We start from the raw sequence: 18495 nt of genomic DNA, 5'->3' as shown, positions 1-18495 counted from the left end.
CGTGCTCACAGCGTGTTTTCTTTTCAGGCGCTACGCGCCGTTCACCAGCGATTTCTCATGGCCAAAATTTTCTGTATTGCCAACCAAAAAGGCGGCGTCGGTAAAACAACAACAGCAGTGAATCTGGCAGCAGGTCTGGCCAAAGTCGGTCAGCGGGTCTTGCTGGTGGACCTGGACCCCCAGGGCAATGCCACCATGGGGTCGGGCGTGGACAAGCGCGCGCTGGAACTGAGTGTGTATGACGTGTTGCTGGAGTCGGCTTCGATCAAGGAAGCCGCCGTGCTGGCCGAAAAATGCGGCTACCACGTGCTGGGCTCCAACCGTGAGCTCAGCGGTGCCGAGGTCGAGCTGGTGTCGCTGGAGCGCCGTAACGATCGCCTGAAGGCTGCCATTCAGGCCGCAGACCAGGACTTTGACTTCGTGCTGGTGGACTGCCCACCCAGCCTGTCCATGCTGACACTGAACGGCCTGTGTGCGGCACATGGCGTGATCGTGCCCATGCAGTGCGAGTACTTTGCGCTGGAAGGTCTGACCGATCTGGTCAACACCATCAAGCAGGTACACGCCAATATGAACAAGGATTTGCAGATCATTGGCCTGCTGCGCGTGATGTTTGACCCCCGTACCACGCTGCAGCAGCAGGTCAGCGACCAGCTCAAGGCCCATTTCGGTGACAAGGTGTTTGACACCGTCATCCCCCGCAATGTACGTCTGGCAGAAGCGCCCAGCTATGGTCTGCCCGGCGTAGTGTTTGACCCTTCGGCCAAGGGCAGCAAGGCCTTTGTGGACTTTGCCAAGGAAATGGTCAAACGCATCCAGAAGATGTAATGCAAGCCAAATTGCCCTCTAACGCAGATTCAGCAAGCGCGAGCAGCTATACAAAGTGACAGTTTCACCCTCCACCCCCCATGTTCTGTTGCTGCCCGGATGGCAGAACTCTGATGCCAGCCACTGGCAAAGCCTGTGGGAACAGCGCTATGGTTACACCCGCGTGCAGCAGCATGACTGGCAGCGCCCGCTGCGCGGCGACTGGTCCATCCAGCTGCAGGAGGCGGTGCTGGACAGCGAGCGTGACGTGGTACTGGTGGCGCACAGCCTGGGCTGCATGCTGGCGGCCTGGTGGGCCGCACATTCACCCTTGGCCAAAACCAGGGTGAAGGCTGCGTTGCTGGTCGCACCGGGGGATGTGGAGCAGGCCGATCTGCGCCAGATCTTGCCCGGCTGGTCGCCCGTCATGCTGCAGCGCTTGCCGTTTCGCAGCGTGCTGGTGGGCAGCCGCAATGACCCGTACTGCAGCTTCGCCCGCGCCCAGCAGATGGCGCAGGCCTGGGGCTCGGAACTGGTGGATCTGGGTCATGCCGGCCATATCAATTCCGACAGCGGGCTGGGTGACTGGGATGCCGGTCATGCCCTGCTGCAACAACTGATGAAAGACTAAGCCATGGTGACAAAGAAACCCAAAGGACTGGGACGTGGCCTGGAAGCCCTGTTAGGCCCCAAGGTGGAAGAGAGCGCAGCCGCAGTTAGCACCGATGTGCCCAGTACCCTGCCTGTGACGGAAATGGTGGCGGGCCAGTACCAGCCCCGCACGCGCATGGACGAAGGCGCGCTGTATGAGCTGGCCGAGAGCATCAAGGCGCAGGGCATCATGCAGCCGATTCTGGTGCGCAGACTGGCCAAGGGCGAGCACGCAGGCAAGTACGAAATCATTGCCGGTGAGCGCCGTTTCCGTGCCTCCAAGCTGGCGGGGCTGGAGGTGGTGCCCGTGCTGGTGCGCGATGTGCCCGATGAAGCCGCCGCTGCCATGGCGCTGATTGAAAACATTCAGCGCGAAGACCTGAACCCGCTGGAAGAAGCCCAGGGCCTGGCACGTCTGGTCAAGGAATTCAACTACACGCACGAGCAGGCTGCGCAGGCGGTGGGCCGTTCGCGCTCTGCCGCATCCAATCTGCTGCGCCTGCTGAATCTGGCAGAACCTGTGCAGACCATGTTGATGGCAGGTGACCTTGACATGGGCCATGCCCGTGCCCTGCTGGCACTGGACCGGGCCGAGCAGATCAACGCAGCCAACCAGATCGCCGCCAAGAAACTGTCCGTGCGCGAGGCAGAAAACCTGGTCAAGAAAATGGCCGAAAGCGCGGATGGCACAGCGTCCGCCAAGGCACAGAAGCCCGCCAAGTCCCGCGATGTGCTGCGCGTGGAAGAAGAGCTGTCTGACCTGCTCATGGCACAAGTCGAAGTGCGCGTGAAAAAACGCGTCAAGCGCGACGGCAAGTTCCACGACATGGGCGAGCTGGCCATCCAGTTTGGTTCGCTCGAAGAGCTCAATGGGCTGATTGAAAAACTGCGCGCTTAAGGCACGAACCTGAAATGACTCGACTGCTGCCCTGGCCGCTGCCCGCTTTGTTGACCTGGGCTGCGTCCTGGGCAGTTTTTTGGGGAGCCAGCCATGCGCTGCCCTGGTGGGGTGCCGTACTGCTGGCCTGTGCCTTGGGGTCTGCGGCCAGCCTGCTGGGCCATGGCTGGTGGCGGCGCTGCATGATTGCAGCAGGTTTTCCACTGTCCTGGCTGGTGCTGGCGGCAGGCCAGATTCCGGCATGGGGCTGGCTGATTCCACTGGCCTTGCTGCTGCTGGTCTACCCCCTCAATGCCTGGCGCGATGCGCCAGTCTTCCCCACGCCTGCGGGGGCGCTCGATGGCCTGGCGCAGCACATTGCTTTGCCCGCAGATGCCAAGCTGCTCGATGCCGGCTGTGGCATGGGTGATGGCCTGCAGGCGCTGCACCGTGCATGGCCGCAGGCCAGGGTCTATGGCGTGGAATGGAGCTGGCCGCTACGCTGGGTGAGCCAGCTGCGCTGCCCCTGGGCACGTGTGCGGCGTGGTGATATGTGGGGTGTGGACTGGTCGGCCTACGATATGGTCTATCTGTTCCAGCGGCCCGAGACCATGAGCCGCGCAGCCGTCAAATCCCTCGGTGAAATGCGTGAAGGCACATGGCTGGTGAGCCTGAATTTTCCGATTCCTGATGTCACACCAACCTATATCGACCAGCTCGATGACGTGCGTGAGGTTTACGCCTATCGCGCGCCACTGGCCGAGGTAGACCGCGAAAGTGTGGAAGCCGATGAAGTGGCTGGCATGCTCGCTCCCAGCCCGCAGGGCATTGTGGTCAATGGCCAGCGCCTGTATCCCGGCAGGGGCCGCCCCGGCGGCACACCCAAGCGTCGCTGAATACGCGCTGATCCGCTTCAGAGCGTTGTTGCTGCGCCTTTTTGCTGCCCCAGAAAGCTGGTCGCGCTCATACCCACGGTACGGCGCACCAGTGCATTAAAAGCACTGGGGGTGTAGCCCAACTCTGCAGCGATCTGGGCAATCGGCAAGCGCCGCGCCGCCAGAGCGACGGCCTTGGCCAGCACCACTTGCTGGCGCCACTGCGTAAACGTGCAGCCCAGTTCGCTGCGAAACAGCCGGGCCACGGTGCGCAGGCTGGCCCCTGTGTCCAGCGCCCATTGCTCCAGGGTCTCATGGCGTGTGGGGTCATCAATCACGGCTTCGCACAGGTGCTTCAGGCGCTTGTCCTGCGGCAGCCGTACCCCCAGCTCAATCACTGGCGCACGGCGGATTTCGCCGCACAGCAGGGCGCTCAGATGGGTTTCGCGCTCCAGCAAATCGGGTGTCAATGGCTCAGCCTGATCGCTGCGGGTGTCCATTTCTACGACCAGTGCCCGCAGCAGGGCAGAGGCTTCCAGCACACGGCATTGCTGCCAGATGGCATCGTTCATCCAGCGTGCCTGCACGCCGCCACCACAGGCTTCGGGCAGAAAGTACAGCGTGTACAGGCGTGCCGTTTCCACCAGCGTCACTGCGTGTTCCACTCCGGGTGGTACCCACACGGCACGGTGCGGTGGCACAAGATAGGTGGCATCGGGCAAGGACACGCGTATGACACCACCCGTAGAAATTGCCAGCTGCGCCCAGGCGTGGCGGTGCGGCATGATCAGGGTGTCTTTGTCCAGCTCGCGCATCTTGGAGCGCACAGGCCGCTGCGCATGCGGTTGATAGAGCATGGGGTCGAGCAGCGGAATTGCCGCTCTGGTGCGTGCATGGCGGTGTGGATTGCTGCTGGAGGGGGCGGCTTGAGACATGGTCTGGAATTGGCAGATATGCGCGATCTTTTGGCAGACTATCGCATACCTGCCGCAGTCGCGCTGACTAAGATGCGCGGCATGACGACTGCTTCCATGACCTCTGCGACACCGCCTGTGCGCAGCGATATCCGCACCATCAGCCTGGTAGGCCTGGCTCACGGCTCTTCCCACTTTTTTCACCTGCTGCTGCCGCCGCTGTTTCCATGGCTGATTGCGGAGTTTGACTACAGCTATGCACAGCTCGGGGTCATGGTGTCGCTGTTCTACGTGGTCTCTGGTGTGGGGCAGATGCTCTCAGGCTTTCTGGTGGACAAGGTGGGTGCACAGCGTGTGCTGTTTGCGGCGCTCACCAGTTTTGTGGTGGCGGGGCTGATTGCTTCCGTGGCCCAGAACTACGCCATGCTGCTGGCGGCATCCTTGTTTGCGGGGCTGGGCAATGCGCCGTTTCACCCCGTGGACTTCACCATTCTCAACAAGCGTGTCACGGCCAAGCACATCGGCCACGCGTATTCCGTGCACGGCATCTCCGGCAATCTGGGCTGGGCCGCGGCTCCCGTGTTCATGATGGGCATTACCACGGCCACAGGCTCCTGGCGGATGGCCTGCTTCTGTGGAGCCATGTTTGCGGCCGTAGTGCTGACGGTCATGCTGATCAACCGCCGCTGGCTGGATGACAAGGCCTTTGACGTACCTGCTGCGCCCAAGGCTGCTTCGTCCCAGGGCGGTGCGGAGGCTGTGGAAGAGAGCCCCTTTGCCTATCTGAAGCTACCTGCGGTGTGGCTGTGTTTTGCTTTCTTTTTCTTCAGCACCGTGGGGCTCAGTGCCGTGCAGAACTACGCCAGCACAGCCCTGAACCTGATGTATGAACTGCCGCTGACACAGACCGCGCTGGTGGTCACAGGCTTCATGCTCTGTGGGGCTGTAGGCATGGTGGGTGGCGGCTTTCTGGCCCAGTATGTGCGCCGGCTGGAGCTGACGATTGCCATCTTCCTGCTGCTGGCTGCAGGCTGTCTGGCACTGGTGGGCACGGGCTGGCTGCCGGGTTCGGTGGCACTGGTCGTGGCATCGGTGGCCGGTTTTGGTCATGGGCTGGCAGGCCCTTCGCGCGACATGCTGATCAAGCGCGCCACACCGGCAGGTAGCACGGGCCGGGTGTACGGCACCGTGTATTCGGGCCTGGATTCAGGCTTTGCGCTGGCTGCCCCCATCTTTGGCTGGATGATGGACCACCATCTGCACAGCCAGGTGTTCTATGGCGCTGGCATTGCGCTGGCACTGAGCGTGTGGGCGGCAACGGCGGTGGGGGTGAGTCTGCACCAGAAAAACACCCAGCGCGCGGCCTGAAAAGCTGTGCTGCAGACAACCAAGGCCGCGAAAGCGGCCTTGGTTGTTGATGCGCCATCTGTATGACTTAGAACTGCCAGCGTACCTGTCCCAGTCCTTCAAAGCACACGGTGACCAGGTCACCCGCCTGCACTTCAGGGCAGCCTGTCCAGGTGCCGGTCGTCACCACGGTGCCGGCCTTGACCGTGCCGTAATGGGCCGTCACATGCTTGAGCCAGTCCGCCAGCAGCCAGGTGGGGTCCTGCAGGCTGTGGCTGCCGGTAAAGCGCTGGGCTTCGCCATCATTGACCTGCAGCGTGCAGACCTGCTGTGTCCAGTCGTGCTCGCGCAGCGGGGCAAAGTCTTGCCAGGCGCTCAGTGCCAGGCCGCCGTGGCACTGGCCGTCAGCCAGCAGCGTCAGCGCAGGGGCCTGGAGGCCTTCGCGCCAGCGGCTGTCTACAAATTCGATGGCCACTGCATAGGCATCGACCAGCTCGCGCGCAGATGCTGGCGTGAGTGTTGCAGCCTGTTCCTGTGTCACGTCCTGTGCAATGCGCAGTGCAATTTCGCCTTCCACGCCACGCAGGCTGAAGACGGTGGCGGGCGCGCTGGCGGTGTCCACTTCGGCCTGGATGCCAGGCTCAGGCAGGGGGGCATGGATCAGCTGCGCGGCATCACGTGCGGGGCCGCCAGACTTCCAGTAGCGGGGCACGCTGCCCTGAGGCCACCACTGGCGCACCTGTGCCAGCGCGCTTTGCACTGCGCGTGCATCGGCCGCATCACGCAGCATATAGGCCACGTCAGCGCCGCTGGCCGTGCGCTCGCCCAGCTTGTGGCTCCACCACAGCGCATCGGCAATGGAGTAGCAGTCCTGCGGCAGTTCAGGAGTGAGCCTGACCCAGTCAGGCAGGATGTCTTCAGGGTCGTCCTTGGCCAGCAGGTTCAAGCCCAGCGGGGGCTGGTTGGCAAAGGGAGAGGGGCCTGTGGAGCAGTAGCCCGTGGAGCAATCTTTGTTGGATTCGGTCGACATAGATCGAATCATGGCAAAACCTGGCGGCATTGCGAAGCTGGGGTGCATGTGCCCGCACAGCGCAGACAGGAATGCGAGTGCTGCCCGCCCAGAAGACAGATCTGGGTTGGGAACTTGGAAAGGTTTGTTACGTAATGGCGCTGCATGAAATTTGCAGAAATTGCTGTATGTCTCGTACGAAATATCGTGGTGATGTCCGTCATTGCATGAATATGCAAGAAATTTATAAGTGAAGAAACAGGCGGCGTTGGACAGCGCCAGGGCTTGCGCGTAGCCTGTCAGCATGACTTCCGGCAGCAGCGTGTCTGCGGAGACGGATGTGGGTGTTGCTGCCGCACACCAGTCTCCACAGATACCAGCGGAAGGGATTTCTTCACGAGAGGTGCATATGTCTGTGTATGAGCAATCCGCCCTGGCGACCAAGCATGCCTTGCCGTCGTATCTGAATGCAGATGAGATCGGCCCATGGGGGACTTACTTGCAGCAGGTCGATCGCGTCACACCCTATCTGGGCTCTCTGGCCCGCTGGGTCGAGACGCTCAAGCGTCCCAAGCGCATTCTGGTGGTGGATGTACCCATCGAAATGGATGATGGCACGATCGCCCACTTCGAGGGCTATCGCGTACAGCACAACCTGAGCCGCGGCCCAGGCAAGGGCGGCGTGCGTTTTCACCAGGATGTGACGCTGTCGGAAGTGATGGCGCTGTCGGCCTGGATGTCGATCAAGAACGCGGCTGTGAACGTGCCTTATGGCGGAGCCAAGGGCGGCATCCGTGTCGATCCGCGCAAGCTCTCCAAGGGTGAGCTGGAACGCCTGACACGTCGCTACACCAGCGAGATTGGTCTGCTTATCGGCCCCACCAAGGACATTCCTGCGCCGGACGTGAACACCAATGCCCAGATCATGTCGTGGATGATGGATACCTACTCCATGAACACCGGCGCAACGGCCACAGGTGTGGTCACGGGCAAGCCCATTGATCTGGGTGGCTCACTGGGGCGTGTGGAAGCCACAGGTCGCGGCGTGTTTACCGTGGGTGTGGAAGCGGCCAAGCTGATCGGCCTGCCTGTACAGGGTGCACGGGTGGCCGTGCAAGGCTTTGGCAATGTGGGTGGCACTGCTGGTCGCCTGTTTGTAGAAGCAGGTGCGCAGCTGGTGGCGGTGCAGGACCACACAGGCAGCATCTACAACCCGCTGGGCATGGATGCCGCTGCTTTGCAGGAGCATGTGCGTGAACACGGTGGTGTCAAAGGCTTCCCTGGTGCAGAAGCCATCGATACGGATGCTTTCTGGTCCGTGGACTGCGACATTCTGATTCCCGCTGCGCTGGAAGGTCAGATCAACAAGGACAACGCCGAGCGCATCAAGGCACGCATGGTGATCGAAGGAGCCAACGGCCCCACGACCCCTGAGGCCGACGACATCCTCCACGACAAGGGCGTGCTGGTGCTGCCTGACGTGATCGCCAACGCCGGTGGCGTGACCGTGAGTTACTTTGAGTGGGTGCAGGATTTCTCCAGCTTCTTCTGGAGCGAGGACGAGATCAACGCCCGTCTGGTGCGCATCATGCAGGAGGCGTTCGCCGCCGTGTGGCAAGTGGCGCAGGACAACAAGGTCAGTCTGCGTACTGCCACCTTTATCGTGGCCTGCAAGCGCATTCTGCACGCCCGCGAGGCGCGTGGCCTGTACCCCTGATTCAGGGGCGGTACACAGCAACAAAGCGGCCAACTGGCCGCTTTGTTGTAAGGCTGCGTGCACTGTAGTTCAGCTGCGCTGCATGGCCCAAGCATGGCGTTGCAGCGTGCGCTGTGCCAAGTGCAGCACAGGGGCATCGACCATCTTGCTGTTGACCACACACACACCACCGTTGGCTGCTTCCATGGCTTGCACCACGGCTTGGGCGTGTTCTACGGTTAGGGCATCGGGGGCAAATACGGCGTGTACGCCTTCCAGCTGTGCGGGGTGGATGCATAGCTTGCCGCCAAAACCCATGCGCAGCGCGCGTGCGGTGTCGCTGTGCAGGCGTGCGGGGTCCTGAGTGTCCACCGTGACTCCGTCAATGGGCGGGGGCAGGCCTGCACGGCGCGATGCCATGACCAGGGCCATGCGGGTAGGCAGCAGCTCGCCTTCGTCGGGCGCGCATTGCATGCCCGCATCCACCTGAAAATCCAGATGCCCAAAAGCCAGGCGCTGCACCTGGGCTGCGCGGGCCAAGGCTGGCAAGGCATCCATTCCGGCCACGGTTTCGATCAGGGCCACCAGCGCGCAGCCGGTACCGGTTTGCTGGGCCAGTTGGTTCAGGTATTCGGGCGATTCGGCTTTGGGCACCACGGCGCCAGCCAGACCGCGTGAGACCAGCGTAGCCACGGTGTGCACATCGTCATCGACCCATGCGGTGCCCGCTGCGTTGATGCGCACCAGCAGGCGTGTGCGCTGGGCCGCAGCCTGTGTACCCGCAGAGCCCAGGGCATGCTGCATTTGGGCGGGTGTTAGCCCCAGCAAATTGCCCACGGCAGCGGCCGCTGCCAGCGTGCCTGCGGTGCCGGTGGTGTGAAAAATTTTGTAGTGGCTGCGGCCCAGAAACTCACCCACGCGGATGCCGACTTCATAGCCCGCCACGCAAGCAGCCATGAGCTGTGCACCGCTGGCACCAATGCTCTGCGCCACAGCCACTGTGGGTGGAAACACCACGGCCGCAGGGTGGAACACCGAGCCGTTGTGCACATCGTCCTGCTCTGCCACGTGCGATGCGGCGGCATTCGCCAGCGCAGCCATCATGGGTGAGGTGGTGCTGCGCTGACCGATCACTTCGCAAGGACCTTGGGCCGGGCCTTGCGACAGCGCAAAGCGCGCAATGCTTTGCACCGGGCGGGCACTTTGCCCGGCCAGCACCGAGCCAAACCAGTCCACCCACAAATCTTCCGCTTTGCACTGCACCGCTTCCGGCACATCGTCCCACTTCAGTGTGGCGGCAAACTGTGCCAGGGGATGCACAGCAACTTGTTTGTCTTGTTTCATGGTTGTCTCCAGAGCAGGCAGCGCTTGCATTACCTGCTTTTTATTTATGCATTCACCGAGGCGATTTGCTCTGCGCTCCAGCCCAGCTCCGCCAGGATGCTGGCGTTGTGCTGGCCCACGGCAGGCACGGCTTCCATGCGGTAGTCAAAAGCACTGTTCACTCCGGGCGGCAGCAGTGCGGGGACATCACCTTGGGGTGTGCCTACGGTGCGCCAGCGCTGGCGTGCTTGCAGCTGCGGGTGCTCCCACAAGTCGGCCATTTCGTTGACGCGTGCATTGGCAATACCAGCTTGCTCCAGACGCTCCACCACTTGGGCCGCAGTCAGTGCGGCAAAGGTTTGCACGATCAAGGCTTGTAGTGCTTCGCGGTTGGCATTGCGCTGGGCATTGCTGTCAAAACGGGTGTCGGTAGCCACATCGGGTTGCAGAAGCACGGTGTCGCAGAAGGCCGTCCACTCGCGCTCGTTTTGCAGGCCCAGCATCACCGTCTTGCCATCGCCTGCCTGGAAAGGCCCATAAGGGTAGATGCTGGCGTGGGAAGCTCCGGTGCGTGGTGGTGGCGGTGCGCCGTCGTAGGCGTAGTACAAGGGGTAGCCCATCCACTCGCCCATGGCTTCCAGCATGGACACATCAATGTGGCTGCCCGCCCCCGTCTTGCCGCGCAGTAGCAGGGCCGAGAGGATGTTGGTGTAGGCATACATTCCCGCTGCAATATCGGCCACCGAGATGCCCGATTTGCTGGGAGTCTCCGGCGTGCCGGTCACCGATAAAAAGCCAGCCTCGCTTTGGATCAGCAAGTCATAGGCTTTCTTGTCGCGGTAGGGCCCATCGGCCCCATAGCCGCTGATGTCGCAGACGATCAATTTGGGATTGAGCTCCTTGAGCGTCTCGTACGACAAGCCCATGCGTGCCGTCGCGCCAGGAGCCAGGTTTTGCACTAGCACATCGGCGGTTTTCAACAGCTCCAGCAGGGCCGCTTTGGCCGCAGGTTGTTTGACGTCAAGCGCCAGGCTCTCTTTGCTACGGTTGATCCAGATGAAATGTGAGGACTGCCCGTTTACACGCTGGTCATAGCCGCGTGCAAAGTCGCCGTTGCCAGGGCGTTCGACCTTGATTACGCGGGCACCCAGATCGGCAAGCTGGCGTGTGCAAAACGGTGCAGCAACTGCGTGTTCCAGCGAAACGACGGTAATGCCGTCCAGCGGACGAGGGCGTTGAGAGGCTGCCATGTCAGATTCCCCCGATTTTTAGAACGAACGTGGTAGACCCAACAGGTGCTCGGCCACGTAGGAATAGATCAGGTTGGTCGAAATCGGCGCCACCTGGTACAGACGTGTTTCGCGAAATTTGCGCTCCACGTCGTACTCGCAGGCAAAGCCAAAACCACCGTGGAATTGCAGACAGGCATTGGCAGCTTCCCAGCTGGCCTTGGCCGCCAGGTACTTGGCCATATTGGCCTGGGCTCCCATGTGCTCGTGCTTGTCGTACAGCTCACACGCTTTCCAGCGCATCAGGTTGGCGGCCTCGAGTTCGATAAAGGTTTCAGCAATCGGGAACTGCACTCCCTGGTTCTGGCCAATCGGGCGGCCAAACACCACGCGGTCTTTGACGTACTGGGTCACACGGTCCATGAACCAGTAACCATCACCAATGCACTCGGCGGCAATCAGCGTGCGTTCGGCGTTCAGGCCGTCGAGGATGTATTTAAAGCCCTTGCCTTCTTCGCCAATCAGGTTCTCTTCGGGAATCTCCAGGTTTTCAAAGAACAGTTCGTTGGTCTCGTGGTTGACCATGTTCGGGATGGGGCGCACGGTCATGCCCTTTTTCTCTGCCTCGCGCAGGTCCACCATGAAGATGGACATGCCTTCGCTTTTCTTGGTCACCTCGGCCAGCGGCGTGGTGCGCGCCAGCAAGATCATGAAGTCGCTGTGCTGGATGCGGCTGATCCACACCTTCTGGCCGTTGATGACGTATTTGTCGCCCTTCTTCACGGCGGTGGTCTTGATCTTGGTGGTGTCCGTGCCCGTGGTGGGCTCGGTCACCCCCATGGACTGCAAACGCCATTCGCCGGTCGCAATCTTGGGCAAGTACTTTTGCTTTTGCTCCGCAGAACCGTGGCGCAGCAGCGTGCCCATGTTGTACATCTGGCCATGGCAGGCGCCGGAGTTGCCGCCGCAGCGGTTGATCTCTTCCATGATGACCGAGGCTTCGGTCAGCCCCAGGCCGGAGCCGCCGTATTCCTGCGGGATCAGCGCCGCCATCCAGCCGGCTTCCGTCAGCGCATTGACGAACTGCTCGGGATAGGCGCGTTCCTCGTCCACCTTGCGGAAATACTCATCCGGAAAGGCTGCGCACAGGTCGCGGATGGCATCGCGGATTTCGTGGTGGTTGTTCGATTGGGTCAACTCGATCATGGTGCTTCTCTTGAGAATGTTTTGACCTCTAGTGCTCATGCAGCAAGCACTAGCAGCTCTTGTTTTTGTGGTTTACGCCAGCGTGGCAATGGCTTGCATGGTCAGCCAGCCTTCATGGTCTTGCGCCCACAGTTCCATGGTTTTGCCGTCAGCCGATGGCTTGCCGTGCACGCTGAAGCTGTGCAGGTCAAACGTGGGCCGCACGGCCTTGAAGGCAAAGCTGTGCAACTGCGCATGAGGCAGGTTGCGGCGCACCAGGTCCACCAGCAGCGTGGCAATCAGGGGGCCGTGCACGATCAGACCCGGGTAGCCTTCCACCTCGGTCACGTACTTGCGGTCGTAGTGAATGCGGTGACCGTTGAAGGTGAGCGCGGAGTAGCGAAACAGCAGCACGTCATCGGGCGTGATCACGCGGGACCATTGCTGCTGACCGGCCAGCGGCGGCGTTTGGGGGACCGGTGCTGCCTCCCCAGGCTGGGCCGCGGCGCGGTAGACGATGTCGTGTTCTTCCGTCAGGCACAGGCCATCGGCATTGCCAAAGCGGTGTTCCACCTGCACAAACAGCAGCTCCCCGGTGCGCCCCACCTTGTGCGTGACGGACTGGATGGTGGAGACGCGCTCCACATCCTGGCCGACTTGCAGCGGGTTGCTCAATTCCCAGCGCAGGCGGCCACCGGCCCACATGCGGCGCGGCAGGGGCACGGGCGGCAGAAAGCCGCCGCGCTGCGGGTGGCCGTCTGGGCCCAGCTCGCTGTGGCGGGCGTGCGGCAGAAAGTACATCCAGTGCCACAGCGGCGGTACGGTGCTGCCCGCTGCCACGGGGGCGTCATCGCGGTCTAAGGTGGCAGACAGTGCACGCAGGGGCGCAGCCGTGATGGTGTCGGGCGTGGTCTCGCTGCGGCCTTGCCATGTTTGCAGGTGTGCCAGTTGGGTGGCATCAATTTGGGGAATCGTGCTCTCGGTCATAACCAATCCATGCTTTGCTTTAGGTGTCGCCCGTGGCTTCTGGCGATCAGTTGCAATGCATCTTGGCGCTCGAAAAAGCTTTCTACAATCACAGCTTTTGCAAGCAAGCCTTCGGTTTTTCAAAAGTCTTTCCCACCTCAGTGGAAACCAGAACACCCCATGAAGCTCGAATTGAAAGACTTTTTGCTCTTTGTCCAGGTCGCCAAAACCGGCAGTTTGACGCGGGCTGCAGAGCAATGCTTTCTGTCGCTGGCAGCCACCAGCGCCCGCATCAAGGCCATGGAAGAGGAAGCGGGCATGCCTTTGCTAATTCGAGAGGCTCGCGGTGTGCGCCTGACGCCGCCGGGCGAGGCTTTTCTGTTCCATGCCCGTGCCATGCTGCAGCAGGCGCAGCAGCTTGAAGCCGATTTGCAGGAGTACGGCGCAGGCCTGCGCGGCCATGTGCGCGTGTTTGCCAACACCACGGCGGTGACGGAGTTTTTGCCCGACATCTTGGCCTCTTACCTCACGGCACACCCCCACATTAGCGTGGACTTGCAAGAGCGCTCCAATGCCGTGATTGCCTCAGACATCCGTGAAGGCCGGGCGGATCTGGGCATCATCGCGGGCGAGGTGGATACACATGGTTTAACCAGTGTGCACTTCAGCACCGACCGGCTGGTGCTGGTGGCACCGGACGAACCACGCTGGAGTTCGCTCCAGGCCGTGAACTTCTCTCAGGTGCTGCATGAACGCTTTGTAGGCATGCACCGCGACAGTACCTTGCAAACCTTTTTGAGCCAAATTGCACTGCAGCTGGGGCACACACTCAAACTGCGTATTCAAGTCTCGAACTATGACGCCATGTGCCGCATGGTGGCTGCCGGTGTTGGCGTAGCCGTGGTGCCTGAAAGTGCAGCCCAGCGTAGCAGCAGCTTGGCGCGCTTGCTACAAATTGAGCTGATTGATAGCTGGGCCGTGCGACCGCGCTACATGCTGGTGCGCGAAGGCGTCACTTTGGGCAGCCATGTGCAAGAGCTGATGCAGGCGGTTGAGCAATATCACCACACAAGCCTCTAAAGATCCGCCGCACAACCCATCATAGCCGCGATGAACGGTGCGCCCGGTCGATAGACCACAGGTAATTCATTTCTGCACAGAACGGCTGTGCACATACGGCACGACCCTGGTACTGGCAGCCTGCGCGGTTGCAGAAGTTCTGGTTGTGCTCATTGCCGTTTCTGGGCTGCTTTTTGCCGTTTTCATCGGCCTGGTTTTGCAGCATCAGCAGCCATGGGTCTGTACCCTTGTTCTGGAGCATGGCCTGCACGTCCTGCGGCAGCATGGCAGCGTGCATATAGACCGAGGCAGCCTGTGCACTTTGCATGGCCTGTGCCAAGGGCTGAAACTCCAGCTGCAAGATGGCACTGGTGCGCATGGCCTGTGCAGCGACTGCTGCAGCACTGCCCGGTATGGCCTGAGGCTGCATGACCAGGCCGAAACTGCCGCTGGCCAGCTGCTGCACGCTGCCAGCAAACGCCAGGGGAGGCAGGCCCGTTCCTGGTGTTGGTGTACCTGTTAAGGCACCAGGCAGTGCGGCCGCCAGCGTGGGCTGGGCCTGCGCCCATGCGGCAGGCACGCGCAGGGTCAGCGTAAAGGCGCGTTCTCCATCTGCGGCCTGAATGCTGCCTTGCTGCACCAGCCAGTTCTGCAGCGGCGGCAAAGGGGCGGAACCCGCAGGGCGCTGGGCCGTATGTGCGGTAGCGCTGTCGGCGGCTGTGGAGGTCTGCGCGGTGGCCGCAGACGCACCAGCATGCTGCAGCACGGCCTGCGTCAACTGCGCAGACCAGGACTGCACGCTCACCAGCTGCTGTGGCAGGGGCTGCTGGGCCGTGAACTGCTGCAGCAAGGCAGAGAGCAATTGCTGCATCTGGGGTGTGACACCGCCTGCAGGCCAGCTGGCGGGCATGTCCACCCTGGTGGGTTGCACCTGACTGACCAGCTGCTGCACCAGTCTGGCAAATGTTTCGAGCTTGATGGCCTGCTGGGCCTGTGGCGAAAGGTCTACCGTGTTGGCCAGCGCAGACTGCATGGCCTGCACGATGGGGGCCAGCGCTGCGCTTGGACTGGTGCTGCCGGCTGGTGCAGCCGGTGCACTGGGGGCTGTGCCAGTGGTGGCAGAAGCTGATCCGCCATGGCTGCCGCCATCACCACCGGAGCTGGGTGGGATGGGCTGAATAGGTATGACGGAAGAGGGTGGAATGCTGGGAGTCACACCGCCACTCTAGAGGAAAACCACGGCCCGGGCACACATTGCACCAGTGGCGATGTAAGCAGACATGCATCTAGGCAGCTTTGATACATCGCACAATGGCGGCAGTGAAAGGTCTGGATATGTCTCAGCAAGAATTCTTGATTGCCCTGCAAAACCGCCTCGGAGTGGATGTCGTTTTGACTGGTGATGCGATTGAAGCGCGCTACCACACGGACTGGAGCGGCACGCCGCCGGTGCAGCCCCTGGCGCTGGTGCGCCCCCGCACCACCGAAGAAGTCAGCGCAGCGCTGCGCCTGTGTCATGAGCATCGCGTTGCCGTTGTGCCTCAGGGCGGCCTGACGGGGCTGGCCGGCGCGGCCGTGCCCGTGGAGGGTTGCGTTGCCATTTCCATGGAGCGCATGAACGCCATCGAAGACATCAACTCCCGCTCCATGCTGATGACGGTGCAGGCTGGTGCCACACTGCAGGCGGTGCAGGAAGCGGCTGTGGAAGCCGGCATGGTGTTTGGCGTGGACCTGGGCGCACGCGGCAGCTGCCAGATTGGCGGCAATGTCTCCACCAATGCGGGCGGCAACGGTGTGCTGCAGCACGGCATGATGCGTGAGCAGGTGCTGGGCCTGGAGGTGGTGCTGGCCGACGGCACGGTGCTGCCCATGCTGCGCCCCATGATCAAGAACAACACGGGCTATGACCTCAAGCACTTCTTCATCGGTGCGGAAGGCACGCTGGGGGTGATTACGCGCGTGCTGCTGCGCCTGCGTCCGCAGCCTCGTGCCAAGGTGACGGCACTGGTTGCCATGCCTGGCTTTGACGAATCGCTGGCTGTGCTGCAGCGCATGCAGCAGCATTTCGGTAACAGCGTGGCCGCGTTTGAGTTGATGTGGGACAGCTTTGTGCAGACCTCCATCCGCTGGCAGAAGCTGCAGGCCCCGTTTGCTGAAAGCCACCCCTTCCTTGCGCTGATCGATATCGACGGCAAGGACGAAACCAGCCTGTGCGAAGCCGTGGAAGAAGCGCTGGGCGAAGCCATGGAAGCTGGTGATGTGCTCGATGCCGTGATTGCCCAGTCGCAGACCCAGGCCAAGACCCTGTGGAAGCTGCGTGAAGCACCGGCCGAGATGAATGCCAATATGCACCCACCGATCAACTTTGACGTGGGCCTGCCCCAGTCTGAAATTGGCAAGTTTGCGCAGGCTTGCCAAGCAGCATTTGATGCGCGCTGGCCCGGCAACCACTCCATCTTCTTTGGCCACGTGGGCGACGGCAATCTGCACGTCTCTACCGACGGCAAGACCGTCAATGGCGAGTGCGATGCGGTAGAAGCCGAGCTGTACCGCATCGTCGGTGAGTTCCACGGCTCCGTCTCGGCCGAGCACGGTATTGGCCTGCATAAAAAGCCTTATCTTGCGCTGAGCCGCACGCCGCAGGAGCTGGCCGCCATGCGCGCCATCAAGGCTGCGCTGGACCCTCTTGGTTTGATGAACCCCGGCAAGGTGTTTTAAGCACTGCGTAGCCAATGACGCTGCCCCTGTTTGACGCAGAGCCACTGCCCCCGCAGGTCATTGCGGACGGGGCGGTGTTGCTGCGCGGCTGGGCAGCCGTCCATGCACATGCATGGATCGCCGCCGTACAACAGGTGCTCGCCCAGCAACCGTTTCAGGCGGCATTCACCGCCAGTGGCTTACCCATGTCGGTGCGCACCAGCAACTGCGGGGAATGGGGCTGGGCCGCCAGCCGCAGCGGCTATGGCTATACGCGCAGCGATCCAGCCACAGGCATGCCCTGGCCTGCCATGCCCACATTTTTGAAGCAGCAGGCGCAGGCACTGGCTGCGCAGGCGGGCTATCCGGGCTTTGATCCGGATGTCTGTCTGATCAACAGCTACGACGTCGGCGCCAAGATGGGCCTGCACCACGATGCCGATGAAAAAGACCACGCCGCGCCCATCGTGTCCGTGTCGCTGGGGCTGCCATGCACCTTTGTCTGGGGTGGCCTGCAGCGTTCAGGCCCCGTGCGCAGCTTCCGGCTGGAGCATGGCGATGTGCTGGTCTGGGGCGGCGCTTCGCGCATGGTGTTTCATGGTGTACGGCCGCTGCAGGCCGGGCAGCATCACTTGCTGGGTGCGCAGCGCTGGAATCTGACCTTTCGCATGGCGCAGCGCAGCTATCGCGGCTGAAGCAGCCCCTCCCATCGACCTGTCAGCGGCTGGGGCATCGGCAAGCTTCCTACAATCGAGCCCTATGAGCCTGCCTAACTACACCCGCGCCCAAGAACTGCCCGCATTGCTGCAACAACGCATCGCCATCCTTGATGGCGCCATGGGTACCATGATCCAACGCTTCAAGCTGGGTGAGGCCCAGTACCGTGGCGACGGTTATACCGGCGCGGATGGGGCAGGTGATCGCTTCAAGGACTTCCCCCGTGACGTCAAGGGCAACAATGAGCTGCTGTCCATCACTCGCCCTGACGTGATTCGTGACATTCACGAGCGCTATCTGGCCGCAGGTGCCGACCTGATCGAGACCAACACCTTTGGTGCGACCACCGTGGCCCAGGAAGACTACGGCATGGCTGATCTGGCGCGCGAGATGAACCTCAAGAGCGCGCAGATCGCCCGCGCAGCCTGCGACAAGTACAGCGTCAATGGCCGCAAGTGCTATGTGGCAGGCGCTTTGGGCCCCACACCCAAGACAGCCTCCATCAGCCCCGATGTGAACGACCCCGGTGCACGCAATGTGGACTTTGAAACCCTGCGCAAAGCCTACTTTGAGCAAACCGTGGCGCTGATCGAAGGCGGCGCGGACGTGATCCTGGTCGAAACCATTTTTGACACACTCAACGCCAAGGCAGCGCTGTTTGCGGTGGAAGAAGCGTTTGATGCTACGGGCGAAGTGCTGCCCATCATGATCAGCGGCACGGTGACTGATGCCTCTGGCCGCATCCTGTCGGGCCAGACCGTCACCGCCTTCTGGCACAGCGTGCGTCACAGCAACCCGCTGTCTGTGGGCCTGAACTGCGCCCTGGGTGCCACCCTGATGCGCCCCTACATCCAGGAGCTGGCCAAGGCCGCGTCCGACACTTTCATCAGCTGCTACCCCAATGCGGGTCTGCCCAATCCCATGAGCGACACCGGCTTTGACGAAACCCCTGATGTGACCAGCCGTCTGGTCCATGAGTTTGCAGCCGAAGGTCTGGTCAACATCGTCGGCGGCTGCTGCGGCACCACGCCGGATCACATCGGCGCGATTGCCAAGGCTGTCTCGGCAGACAAGGGCCGCAAGCTGTTCTATCCGGCACAGGCCTGAGTCCACTGCGAGAGCAGATTTCGATAAAAAATAGCT

Annotated in this window: 16 protein-coding genes and 1 pseudogene; 10 read left to right on the top strand and 7 right to left on the bottom strand. The window is 61.8% G+C overall.

Annotated features, from left to right (window positions below; all coding sequences use genetic code 11):
• Positions 1–57: 57 nt before the first annotated feature.
• From B5M06_RS05570 to B5M06_RS05555, 4 genes are read left to right on the top strand one after another with little or no spacing between them, the layout of a single operon-like run.
• The gene (locus B5M06_RS05570; protein WP_054067892.1) at positions 58–828 is read left to right on the top strand and encodes a ParA family protein; all 771 of its coding nucleotides are present in this window, start codon (positions 58–60) and stop codon (positions 826–828) included.
• 55 nt (positions 829–883) lie between these two features.
• The gene (locus B5M06_RS05565) at positions 884–1438 is read left to right on the top strand and encodes an RBBP9/YdeN family alpha/beta hydrolase (RefSeq protein WP_054067893.1); all 555 of its coding nucleotides are present in this window, start codon (positions 884–886) and stop codon (positions 1436–1438) included.
• A 3-nt stretch (positions 1439–1441) separates the two neighbouring features.
• Complete coding sequence (locus tag B5M06_RS05560; RefSeq protein ID WP_054067894.1) at positions 1442–2356, top strand: ParB/RepB/Spo0J family partition protein; 915 nt, start codon at positions 1442–1444, stop codon at positions 2354–2356.
• 14 nt (positions 2357–2370) lie between these two features.
• Positions 2371–3231 (top strand): class I SAM-dependent methyltransferase, encoded by an 861-nt coding sequence (locus B5M06_RS05555; protein WP_205245392.1) that lies wholly within the window; start codon positions 2371–2373, stop codon positions 3229–3231.
• A gap of 17 nt (positions 3232–3248) precedes the next feature.
• Here B5M06_RS05555 and B5M06_RS05550 read toward each other — a convergent pair whose 3' ends face one another.
• A complete protein-coding gene (locus B5M06_RS05550; protein ID WP_054067895.1) occupies positions 3249–4145 on the bottom strand; it encodes a helix-turn-helix domain-containing protein in 897 nt (298 codons plus the stop codon).
• Positions 4146–4226: 81 nt separating this feature from the next.
• Here B5M06_RS05550 and B5M06_RS05545 point away from each other — a divergent pair, with 81 nt between their 5' ends.
• Complete coding sequence (locus B5M06_RS05545) at positions 4227–5492, top strand: MFS transporter (RefSeq protein WP_054067904.1); 1266 nt, start codon at positions 4227–4229, stop codon at positions 5490–5492.
• 67 nt (positions 5493–5559) lie between these two features.
• Here the strand turns inward: B5M06_RS05545 and B5M06_RS05540 are convergent, their stop codons facing one another.
• A complete protein-coding gene (locus tag B5M06_RS05540) occupies positions 5560–6513 on the bottom strand; it encodes a fumarylacetoacetate hydrolase family protein (protein WP_240184004.1) in 954 nt (317 codons plus the stop codon).
• 376 nt (positions 6514–6889) lie between these two features.
• Here B5M06_RS05540 and B5M06_RS05535 point away from each other — a divergent pair, with 376 nt between their 5' ends.
• Positions 6890–8197 carry a Glu/Leu/Phe/Val family dehydrogenase gene (locus B5M06_RS05535; protein ID WP_054067897.1) on the top strand — a complete coding sequence of 436 codons (1308 nt, stop codon included), beginning with the start codon at positions 6890–6892 and terminating at the stop codon, positions 8195–8197.
• A gap of 276 nt (positions 8198–8473) precedes the next feature.
• On the opposite strand, the pseudogene B5M06_RS17365 reads toward B5M06_RS05535, so the two are convergent.
• From B5M06_RS17365 to B5M06_RS05515, 4 genes and pseudogenes are all read right to left on the bottom strand, one after another.
• Positions 8474–9520: pseudogene (locus tag B5M06_RS17365) on the bottom strand (aldolase/citrate lyase family protein); the annotation flags it as partial.
• Between the two features lie 44 nt (positions 9521–9564).
• Positions 9565–10749 (bottom strand): CaiB/BaiF CoA transferase family protein, encoded by a 1185-nt coding sequence (locus B5M06_RS05525; RefSeq protein WP_054067898.1) that lies wholly within the window; start codon positions 10747–10749, stop codon positions 9565–9567.
• A gap of 18 nt (positions 10750–10767) precedes the next feature.
• Positions 10768–11934 (bottom strand): acyl-CoA dehydrogenase family protein, encoded by a 1167-nt coding sequence (locus B5M06_RS05520; protein ID WP_054067899.1) that lies wholly within the window; start codon positions 11932–11934, stop codon positions 10768–10770.
• Positions 11935–12006: 72 nt separating this feature from the next.
• Positions 12007–12900, bottom strand: coding sequence for an HTD2 family dehydratase (locus tag B5M06_RS05515; RefSeq protein ID WP_054067900.1), 894 nt, complete (start codon positions 12898–12900; stop codon positions 12007–12009).
• Positions 12901–13059: 159 nt separating this feature from the next.
• On the opposite strand from B5M06_RS05515, the gene B5M06_RS05510 reads away from it, so the two are divergent.
• Positions 13060–13959, top strand: coding sequence for a LysR family transcriptional regulator (locus tag B5M06_RS05510; RefSeq protein ID WP_080025175.1), 900 nt, complete (start codon positions 13060–13062; stop codon positions 13957–13959).
• Between the two features lie 19 nt (positions 13960–13978).
• On the opposite strand, the gene B5M06_RS05505 is transcribed toward B5M06_RS05510, so the two are convergent.
• Positions 13979–15154 carry a hypothetical protein gene (locus B5M06_RS05505; protein ID WP_054067905.1) on the bottom strand — a complete coding sequence of 392 codons (1176 nt, stop codon included), beginning with the start codon at positions 15152–15154 and terminating at the stop codon, positions 13979–13981.
• Between the two features lie 119 nt (positions 15155–15273).
• On the opposite strand from B5M06_RS05505, the gene B5M06_RS05500 reads away from it, so the two are divergent.
• From B5M06_RS05500 to B5M06_RS05490, 3 genes are all read left to right on the top strand, one after another.
• Entirely contained in the window at positions 15274–16656 is a 1383-nt protein-coding gene (locus tag B5M06_RS05500) for an FAD-binding oxidoreductase (RefSeq protein ID WP_054067941.1), read from the top strand.
• A 14-nt stretch (positions 16657–16670) separates the two neighbouring features.
• Positions 16671–17330 (top strand): DNA oxidative demethylase AlkB, encoded by a 660-nt coding sequence (gene alkB / locus B5M06_RS05495; RefSeq protein WP_054067906.1) that lies wholly within the window; start codon positions 16671–16673, stop codon positions 17328–17330.
• Positions 17331–17394: 64 nt separating this feature from the next.
• Positions 17395–18459 (top strand): homocysteine S-methyltransferase family protein, encoded by a 1065-nt coding sequence (locus tag B5M06_RS05490; RefSeq protein WP_054067907.1) that lies wholly within the window; start codon positions 17395–17397, stop codon positions 18457–18459.
• Positions 18460–18495 lie beyond the last annotated feature (36 nt).

Source organism: Comamonas kerstersii (assembly GCF_002056725.1).
Taxonomy (GTDB): domain Bacteria; phylum Pseudomonadota; class Gammaproteobacteria; order Burkholderiales; family Burkholderiaceae_C; genus Comamonas; species Comamonas kerstersii.
This window is presented reverse-complemented; position numbering and strand designations above follow the sequence as displayed.